Here is a 7388-nt window from a genome sequence, read left to right as displayed (position 1 = left end):
GGCCGGCGCCCGCCGGTCTGCTGGGCTGCGGCGTGATGGCCGGCATCGGCGCGGCGATCAACACCGGGGCGGTGACCCGCGGCCGGAGCATCGCGGTCATCGGGTGCGGCGGCGTCGGGGTCGCCGCGATCGCCGGCGCCGCGCTGGCCGGGGCGAGCCCGATCATCGCGGTCGACATCGACGCCCGGAAGCTCGAGAAGGCCAGGGCGATGGGCGCCACCCACACCGTGGACTCCTCCGCATCGTCCGGGTTGGACCCCGTCGCGGAGATCAAGCGCATCTGCGCCGAGACGTACGACGGCGCCGACGGGGCTGACGTGGTCGTCGAGGCGGTCGGTCGCCCGGAGACCTGGCGGCAGGCGTTCTACGCCCGCGACCTCGCCGGCACGCTGGTCCTGGTCGGGGTGCCGACGCCCGACATGGTGGTGCCGGACATCCCGCTGATCGACGTGTTCGGGCGGGGCGGAGCCCTGAAGTCCAGCTGGTACGGCGACTGCCTGCCGAGCCGCGACTTCCCGATGCTGGTCGACCTCTACCTGCAGGGCCGCCTCGACCTCGACGCGTTCGTCAGCGAGGAGATCGGGCTGGGAGACGTCGAGGCCGCGTTCGAGCGGATGCACCAGGGCGACGTGCTGCGCTCGGTGGTCGTGCTCTGATGCCGGACCGGACCGGGTTGCGGGTCGACCACGCCGTCACCAGCGGGACGTTCAGCCTCGACGGCGAGACCTTCGACGTCGACAACAACATCTGGGTCGTCGGCGACGACACCGAGTGCGTCGTCATCGACGCCCCGCACTCGGTCGACGACATCCTGGCCGTGGTGGGGGACCGGAGGGTCAGGGCGATCGCCTGCACCCACGCCCACGACGACCACGTGCGGGTCGCTCCGGCGCTGCGCGAGCGGGTCAACGGTGGGTCGGGAGCGCCGATCCTGCTCCACCCCGCCGACCGGCCGCTGTGGGAGCTGACCCACGGCGGGCCGGACGCGGTCGACGGCCACCTGTGGGACCTCGACCTGGCCGACGGGCTGGAGATCGAGGTCGCCGGCACGACCCTGACCGTCCTGCACACACCGGGCCACGCACCGGGCGCGGTCTGCTTCTACGCCCCCGCACTGGGCTGCGTGTTCACCGGCGACACCCTCTTCCAGGGCGGGCCCGGGGCGACCGGTCGGTCCTTCAGCGACCGGCCGACCCTGGAGGCGTCGATCCGGGCGAAGCTCTTCGCGCTCCCTGACGACACCGTCGTCCACACGGGCCACGGCGACGACACGACCGTCGCCGCGGAGCGAGCGCTGCTCGGGGCCTAGCGCCAGTTGCTGATCCAGACCTCGTCCGGCGCGGGCTGGCCCTTGCCGGTCTCGACCAGGCTCTTGAGGCTCATCAGGTACGTCGCCCACTTGGTGCTGCAGTGGTGCATGAACTCGACCTGCTCGCGCCAGCCTTCGTGGCGGAAGAGCACGATCGTCCAGTCGTCCTCGCGCTTGATGTCGAAGCGGACCTGGGTGCCGATCCACTCCTCGGGTCCGTCGACCACCTCCCACAGCACCAGCTCCCCCGGGCGGGCGTCGAGCACCTTCATGTCGAAACCTCCGGCGTCGCCGAACCGGAAGGCCACGACGCCGCCGGGCTCGGGGTCGCCGGTGGTCTCCGAGGTCCACCAGCCGGCCAGGCCGTCGGTCGTGGTCAGGGCCGCGGAGACGGCCTCGGGGGACGCGGTGACACCGATCCGGTGCAGGATGTCGTGCATCGCATTGCCTTTCTCTCGAGTCAGTTCTTCTTGTCGTTCTGGTTGCGCTGGACGGTCTCGGCGAGGCGCTTGATCCGGTCGAGCCGGGCATCCCAAGCGGCGCCGACCGAGGTCAGCTGGGCGATCGCGCGGGCGAGCTGGGCCTGGTCGACCTGATAGACGCGCTCGCGCCCCGACGGCGTGGCCTGGGTCAGCCCGACCCGCTCGAGCACGGCGAGGTGCTTGGCCACCGCCTGCCGGGAGACCGGCAGCTGTTCGCTCAGCGAGGTCGAGGTGCCGGTCCCCGCGGCCAGCAGCAGGTCGAGCATCCGGCGCCGGGTCGGGTCGCCGACGGCGGACCAGAGGTCGTCGTCGATGGCGGTGCTCATCGCGACACCAGCCGGTCGAGGTAGGTGACCAGCCGCGGCAGGAAGTGGTCCCACCCGGTGGTGTGGTCGCGGTAGGCCTCCTCGAGCACGGCGGCCTCCCACCCCCGCTCGCGGAAGCTCGACTCGCTGAACCGGAGCAGGGTGCCGTCGCCCGAGGGGACGAGGTCGAAGGTGACGAGGAGCGAGTTGCCCGGCGCCGGGGCGACGCCGTCGTCGTACACCCAGCGGAACGCGAACCGCCGCGGCGGGTCGGCCTCCACCACCGTCAGGGGAGCGACGTGCGTGGCGCGGTCGCCGCGGTTGCCGAACGACAGCACGCCGGTGCCGCCGGGCACCGCGTCGAGCTCGGCCTCGTCGGGCCACCACTCCCGCAGGTGCTCGGGAGTGCTGAGGACCTCGTAGACCACCTCGGGCGTGGCCTCGATGTGGATCTCCCGCTCGATGGCGCCGTACTCCATGTCCCGCTCCTCCGTTGTGCAACCTTTGGTTGCGAATAACGTAGAGCAGGCCGGGCGATTGCGCAACCTTTGGTTGCGCTAAGTGCCCAGGGGCTCGGTAGCGGGAGTCAGCGCAGGGAGTAGGTGACCACCGAGACCGCGACGTACTGCGCCACGAACGCGAGCACGGTGAAGAGGTGGAAGACCTCGTGGAAGCCGAACCACGTGGGCGACGGGTTCGGCTTCTTCGCGGCGTAGACCAGGCCGCCGATCGTGTAGAGCACGCCGCCCGTGGCGACGAGGGTGATCGCTGTGACGTTGACCCAGGACGGGAACTTGTCGGAGCCGTCGTAGAACTGGGGGAGGAAGAAGACGACCACCCAGCCGAGCCCGATGTAGAGCGGGGTCAGCAGCCAGCGCGGCGCGTCGGTCCACGCGATCCGGAACACCATGCCGACGAAGGCACAGCCCCAGACGATCCCGAACAGCCACCACCGCGCCGCGCCGTCCAGGTAGAGGAACGCGAAGGGCGTGTAGGTGCCCGCGATCATGGCGTAGATGTTGGCGTGGTCGAACCGCCGCCAGAACGCCCAGACCCGCGGCTGCCAGGTGCCGCGGTGGTAGATGCCCGACACGGTGAAGAGCAGCACCGCACTGGCGGCGAAGACCGAGGAGCCGACCTTGGTGATCGTCGTCGGCGAGAGCACGATGAGTACGGCGAACGCCGCCGTCAGGAGGGGAACCGACCCCGCGTGCAGCCACCCCCGCAGCTTGGGCTTGACCTCGGCGATCTTGTCGGCCATCACCTCGACCGCGCGATCGACCGCGCGATCGGACGTGCCGTCGGCCCGCCGCCGTACCGTGCTCATGCGGACAAGGTAGCGGGGGCCGACGGCACCCTTGTCAGACGGACAGGACCGCCCGACAGTCGGACAGGATCAGCCGCCGGCCGGGACGTCGCCGCGCCAGGCGCCGGACTCGTGGCCGCGCGACTCGATGAACTCCTTGAAGTTCTCGAGGTCGCCCTTCACCCGGTGCTCGTCGAGGTTGACGGCCGACCCGACCTTCTCGACGACGCCCGAGGGCTCCCAGTCGATCTGCACCATCACCCGCGACTTCGCGTCGTCGAGACGGTGGAACGTGACCACTCCGGCGTGCTTCGCCTCGCCGTTGGTGCTGGCCCACGCGACCCGCTCGTCGGGGTGCTGCTCGGTGATCTCGGCATCGAACTCCCGCTCGATCCCCGCGATGTCGGTCACCCAGTGGAGGTGGGTGTCGTCGGTCTGCGTGATCGACTCCACCCCCGACATGAACTGGGGGAAGGACTCGAACTGGGTCCACTGGTTGTACGCCGTGCTCACCGGCACGTCGACGTCGATGGACTGCTGGATCTGCGTCATGCTCGCTGCCTTCCTCGAAGGGTTCATTGACCGTCGAAGAAGGCGGTACCCGACCGGCCCCCAGCCAGTCGGCGCGATCGAGCAGGAATCAAGAAGCCCCGGATGCCCCGCCCCGCCTAGCGTTCCGGGCATGACCTCCATCGAATCCATCACCCTCGAGTTGGCCGACGAGCAGGCCGCCCGCAACTTCTACAAGGCCGTGTTCGGCGATGACGCCCCGATCCGGCTCCGGGTCTCGGACGCGCCGACGAGCGGCTTCCGCGGCTTCACGCTGTCGCTCGTGGTGTCGCAGCCGAGCACCGTCCACGAGCTCGTCGACGCCGCAGTGGCCGCCGGCGCCACCACCCTGAAGCCGGTCGCCAAGTCGTTCTGGGGTGTCGGCGGCGTCGCCCAGGCGCCCGACGGGACGATCTGGAAGATCGCCACCTCCGCCAAGAAGGACACCGGCCCCGCAACCCGCCACATCGACGAGGTGGTGCTCCTGCTCGGCGTCGACGACGTCAAGGCGACCAAGGAGTTCTACGCCGGCCGCGGCTTCGAGGTCGCCAAGAGCTTCGGCCGCAAGTACGTCGAGTTCGCCAGCCCCGAGGGCACGATCAAGCTCGCCCTCTACGGCCGGCGCGCCGCCGCGAAGGACGCCGGGGTCTCGGCCGACGGCTTCGGCTCCCACCGGATCGCCATCGGCAGCACGGCCGGCTCGTTCACCGACCCCGACGGCTTCGCCTGGGAGGCCCAGGTGGGGAAGGACTGACCTCCGAGCAGGTCCCCTACGCGTGGGGAGTGAGGACGACGACCGGGATCGGGCGGGCGGTCTTCGACCGGTAGGCGGCGTAGCGGTTCTTGTTGTTGTCGTTGCAGAGCTTCATCAGCCGCTCGTAGTCGGCGTCGTCGGGATAGACCGGGCGCGCGGTCGCCCGGTGCCGCTCGCGGCCGAGCTGGACGCCGACCTCCGGCTGCGCCTCGAGGTTGAGCAGCCACGCGGGCGGGCGGTCGGCGCCTCCGTTCGAGGCGACGACCAGGAAGTCCTGCCCGTCGCGGGCGTAGACGAGGGCGGAGGTCCGCTCCTGGCCGGACTTGCGGCCGGTGGTGCGGAGCAGGACGGTCGGCACGCCGAGCAGTCGGTGGCCGAGGCGGCCGTCGGTGCGCTCGTAGACCTTGGCGTGCAGCTGGAGGGTGCGCAGGTAGAGGCTCATCGCAGGCGACGCTACCGCCGGGCTGACACCGCTCGACAGGGCGTCTGCGGGCTGACCCGGTCACCCCGCGTCGTCGTACGCCGCGAGCAGCCACCCGCGGACCTCGTCGTCGATCTGGGACTTCTCCGTCAGCTCGAGGTGGTGCATCCACACGTGGGCGGACGGGTGGACGACGGACTTGAACCGGTCGGACTCGAGGGCACGCGGGAGGGCGATCGACAGCACCGCGGGCACGTTGCTCCTCACGTACATCCCGGGCCGCCAGACGTAGGCGAACCCCTTGCGCCGCCGGAACGCGACCTGGCTCTTGGTCACCCGCACGGTGGCCTCGCCGATGTCGGCGACGGCGCGCGCCACGGCGTCGTACAGCTCGAGTCCCTCGGGTGAGCCCGCGAAGAGGTCCTCGGGTTGGCGCTGGTCGCCGCTCGACACGGCCGCAACCCTAGTCGCGGGAACGGTCCTCAGGCAGCGGGGCGTTCGACGCCCGGCCCGAGCAAGGGTGCGGCGAGCTCCCAGACGTCGCTGCCGATCGGTGCGGGTCGCAGCGTCTGGCCGTCGAGGTTGACGACCACCCGCTGGCCGTCGGCGTGGACGACGGTGTGGTCGGCGGAGAGCACCTGGAAGCGGTAGGTGACGCTGGTCCGGCCCGCGCGCTCGACCCAGAAGTGGACGTCGACCTCGGAGATCCCGACGACGGGCTGGTGGTAGGTCATCGTCAGCTCCCGGATCACGAGCACCGACTCGCTCGGGTCGAGCACCCAGCCGGCGTCGGCCCAGAAGTCGATGACGGCGTTGTCGAAGAGGAGGGCGTAGCGGGCGTGGTGGAGCATCCCGAAGCCGTCGAGGTCGTCGAGGTAGATCCGCTTGCGGACGAGGACGCCGGTGCTGGTGTCGATCATCGGGTGCTCCCAACTATGCGTTCGATCGGTCGTGTTGTTCTCACCGTACGCTCTCTCGATCTTTACGTCCAGTCGGACTTATAGTTGTCGGTATGAGCACCGACATCCCGCCGACCGAGGTCGCCACCGACGGACGCCGCGCGCGCGGCGACGTCACCCGACGCCGGGTCGCCCGGGAGGCGGCGATGATCGCGACGGTCAGCGGCCTCGACTCGATCACGGTCGGCCTCCTGTCCGAGCGCACCGGCGTCAGCAAGAGCGGGATCCTCACCGTCTTCGGGAGTCGCGAGGCGATCCAGGTCGCAGCGGTGGCCGAGGCCCGGCGGATCTATCAGGAGGTCGTGGTCGGACCGGTCTGGTCCGAGCCCGCGGGTGCGCCCCGGCTGCGCGCGCTGCTCGACTCCTGGGTCGACTACCTGACGTCCGGCGTCTTCCCCGGCGGCTGCTTCATCGCCGCCACGTCGGTCGAGTACGGCCACCGCACCGGCCCCGTCGCCGACGCCGTACGACGCCTCAAGCGCGAGTGGATCGAGCTGCTCGAGTCCGAGCTGGCCGCGGCCGGCTCGCCGAACCCGGTCGACGACGCGTTCCGGATCGACGCCTACCTCAACGCCGGCAACACCCAGGACCAGCTCTCGGGCGACAGCTCCTGGTCCGGCACCGAGCGGGCCGCCCGGCTCGCCCTCGAGGTCGTCCCGGCCTGACGTTCCCAACGGACTGGATGGGCATGGAGTTCGCACACCGGTTGCTCAACACGCCTTGACCTCAAGTTAACTTGAAGTAGCAGGATCGCGGCATGACCATTGATCAAGACACGGACCAGACCCCTTCCGACACCGACCAGGTCGAGATCGCCGAGCTTCGCGATCTCGTCGCCGAGGTCGAGCGCACCCAGCAGAACGAGCTGGTCGACGACTTCGTCGCGCTGTTCCGCAGAGACGCCATCTGGACCACCGGTCATGGCAAGCGTCTGTTCGGCCGCGACGCGATCGCGGAGTTCACGGCCGCGGTGCTGCCCGGGTCGAGCGCGCACGGCAAGGCGACGTACGAGCTCGAGCACGTCCTGTTCATCCGGCCGGACGTCGCGGCGGTGAAGGTGCGGCAGCAGTACTTCACGAACGACGGCACGCTGGAGAGCGAGGGCTCGCCGATGTACGTCGTCGCCCGGGAGGACGGACGCTGGCTGCTGACCGCCAACCAGAACACCCCGGTCGTCAGCGGCTGACGACGACCGAGCCGCTGATCGTGGTGACGGTCGCGCCGCCGACCCAGATCGTGCCGTCGGCGTCGGTGTCGATGTGCACCCGGCCGGCGCGGCCGAGCGCCGTACCCTGCGAGGCCA

Annotated in this window: 13 protein-coding genes; 5 read left to right on the top strand and 8 right to left on the bottom strand. The window is 70.4% G+C overall.

Annotated features, from left to right (window positions below; genetic code table 11):
- A partial coding sequence (locus H0488_RS20545) for a zinc-binding dehydrogenase (protein ID WP_183101091.1) occupies nucleotides 1–656 on the top strand: 656 nt, incomplete at its 5' end.
- On the top strand, nucleotides 656–1309 hold the full coding sequence (locus H0488_RS20540; RefSeq protein WP_183101090.1) for an MBL fold metallo-hydrolase: 654 nt from the start codon (nucleotides 656–658) through the stop codon (nucleotides 1307–1309). The genes H0488_RS20545 and H0488_RS20540, both read left to right, overlap by 1 nt.
- Here H0488_RS20540 and H0488_RS20535 read toward each other — a convergent pair.
- The 5 genes from H0488_RS20535 to H0488_RS20515 form a co-directional block, all read right to left on the bottom strand.
- Nucleotides 1306–1749: an SRPBCC family protein gene (locus tag H0488_RS20535; protein ID WP_183101089.1), complete on the bottom strand. Its 444-nt coding sequence runs from the start codon at nucleotides 1747–1749 to the stop codon at nucleotides 1306–1308. The two genes, H0488_RS20540 and H0488_RS20535, sit on opposite strands and share 4 nt — an antisense overlap.
- Nucleotides 1750–1769: 20 nt before the next feature.
- The gene (locus H0488_RS20530) at nucleotides 1770–2117 is read right to left on the bottom strand and encodes an ArsR/SmtB family transcription factor (protein WP_183101088.1); all 348 of its coding nucleotides are present in this window, start codon (nucleotides 2115–2117) and stop codon (nucleotides 1770–1772) included.
- Nucleotides 2114–2575, bottom strand: a complete 462-nt coding sequence (locus H0488_RS20525) for an SRPBCC family protein (protein WP_183101087.1) — start codon at nucleotides 2573–2575, stop codon at nucleotides 2114–2116. Before H0488_RS20525 ends, H0488_RS20530 begins: the two co-directional genes overlap by 4 nt.
- 107 nt (nucleotides 2576–2682) lie before the next feature.
- Nucleotides 2683–3423, bottom strand: a complete 741-nt coding sequence (trhA, locus tag H0488_RS20520) for a PAQR family membrane homeostasis protein TrhA (protein ID WP_246372590.1) — start codon at nucleotides 3421–3423, stop codon at nucleotides 2683–2685.
- Nucleotides 3424–3492: 69 nt separating this feature from the next.
- A complete protein-coding gene (locus H0488_RS20515) occupies nucleotides 3493–3954 on the bottom strand; it encodes an SRPBCC family protein (protein ID WP_183101086.1) in 462 nt (153 codons plus the stop codon).
- A 130-nt stretch (nucleotides 3955–4084) separates the two neighbouring features.
- Here H0488_RS20515 and H0488_RS20510 point away from each other — a divergent pair, with 130 nt between their 5' ends.
- Complete coding sequence (locus H0488_RS20510) at nucleotides 4085–4705, top strand: glyoxalase (RefSeq protein ID WP_183101085.1); 621 nt, start codon at nucleotides 4085–4087, stop codon at nucleotides 4703–4705.
- Nucleotides 4706–4721: 16 nt separating this feature from the next.
- On the opposite strand, the gene H0488_RS20505 is transcribed toward H0488_RS20510, so the two are convergent.
- Genes H0488_RS20505 through H0488_RS20495 form a run of 3 tightly spaced genes read right to left on the bottom strand, consistent with a single transcriptional unit; the run spans nucleotide 4722 to nucleotide 6046 of the window.
- Nucleotides 4722–5147: a nitroreductase family deazaflavin-dependent oxidoreductase gene (locus H0488_RS20505; RefSeq protein ID WP_183101084.1), complete on the bottom strand. Its 426-nt coding sequence runs from the start codon at nucleotides 5145–5147 to the stop codon at nucleotides 4722–4724.
- Nucleotides 5148–5207: 60 nt separating this feature from the next.
- Nucleotides 5208–5579 (bottom strand): DUF5655 domain-containing protein, encoded by a 372-nt coding sequence (locus H0488_RS20500; RefSeq protein ID WP_183101083.1) that lies wholly within the window; start codon nucleotides 5577–5579, stop codon nucleotides 5208–5210.
- Nucleotides 5580–5608: 29 nt separating this feature from the next.
- Nucleotides 5609–6046 (bottom strand): acyl-CoA thioesterase, encoded by a 438-nt coding sequence (locus tag H0488_RS20495; protein ID WP_183101082.1) that lies wholly within the window; start codon nucleotides 6044–6046, stop codon nucleotides 5609–5611.
- 92 nt (nucleotides 6047–6138) lie between these two features.
- Between H0488_RS20495 and H0488_RS20490 the strand changes: the two genes are divergently transcribed.
- Both H0488_RS20490 and H0488_RS20485 read left to right on the top strand, forming a co-directional pair.
- Nucleotides 6139–6750, top strand: coding sequence for a TetR/AcrR family transcriptional regulator (locus H0488_RS20490; RefSeq protein ID WP_183101081.1), 612 nt, complete (start codon nucleotides 6139–6141; stop codon nucleotides 6748–6750).
- Nucleotides 6751–6842: 92 nt separating this feature from the next.
- Complete coding sequence (locus H0488_RS20485) at nucleotides 6843–7271, top strand: SgcJ/EcaC family oxidoreductase (protein ID WP_183101080.1); 429 nt, start codon at nucleotides 6843–6845, stop codon at nucleotides 7269–7271.
- Nucleotides 7272–7388 lie beyond the last annotated feature (117 nt).

It is taken from the genome of Nocardioides pelophilus, assembly GCF_014180685.1.
GTDB classification, from domain to species: Bacteria; Actinomycetota; Actinomycetes; order Propionibacteriales; family Nocardioidaceae; genus Nocardioides; species Nocardioides pelophilus.
Note: the sequence above shows the minus strand (reverse complement) of the source record. Positions and strands in the feature narration are given on the sequence as shown.

Coding starts and splice junctions, on each gene's coding strand:
- H0488_RS20510 (WP_183101085.1), top strand. CDS start 4,085: ATGACCTCCATCGAATCCATCACCCTCGAGTTGGCCGACGAGCAGGCC.
- H0488_RS20540 (WP_183101090.1), top strand. CDS start 656: ATGCCGGACCGGACCGGGTTGCGGGTCGACCACGCCGTCACCAGCGGG.
- H0488_RS20535 (WP_183101089.1), bottom strand. CDS start 1,749: ATGCACGACATCCTGCACCGGATCGGTGTCACCGCGTCCCCCGAGGCC.
- trhA (WP_246372590.1), bottom strand. CDS start 3,423: ATGAGCACGGTACGGCGGCGGGCCGACGGCACGTCCGATCGCGCGGTC.
- H0488_RS20505 (WP_183101084.1), bottom strand. CDS start 5,147: ATGAGCCTCTACCTGCGCACCCTCCAGCTGCACGCCAAGGTCTACGAG.
- H0488_RS20515 (WP_183101086.1), bottom strand. CDS start 3,954: ATGACGCAGATCCAGCAGTCCATCGACGTCGACGTGCCGGTGAGCACG.
- H0488_RS20485 (WP_183101080.1), top strand. CDS start 6,843: ATGACCATTGATCAAGACACGGACCAGACCCCTTCCGACACCGACCAG.
- H0488_RS20525 (WP_183101087.1), bottom strand. CDS start 2,575: ATGGAGTACGGCGCCATCGAGCGGGAGATCCACATCGAGGCCACGCCC.
- H0488_RS20495 (WP_183101082.1), bottom strand. CDS start 6,046: ATGATCGACACCAGCACCGGCGTCCTCGTCCGCAAGCGGATCTACCTC.
- H0488_RS20490 (WP_183101081.1), top strand. CDS start 6,139: ATGAGCACCGACATCCCGCCGACCGAGGTCGCCACCGACGGACGCCGC.
- H0488_RS20530 (WP_183101088.1), bottom strand. CDS start 2,117: ATGAGCACCGCCATCGACGACGACCTCTGGTCCGCCGTCGGCGACCCG.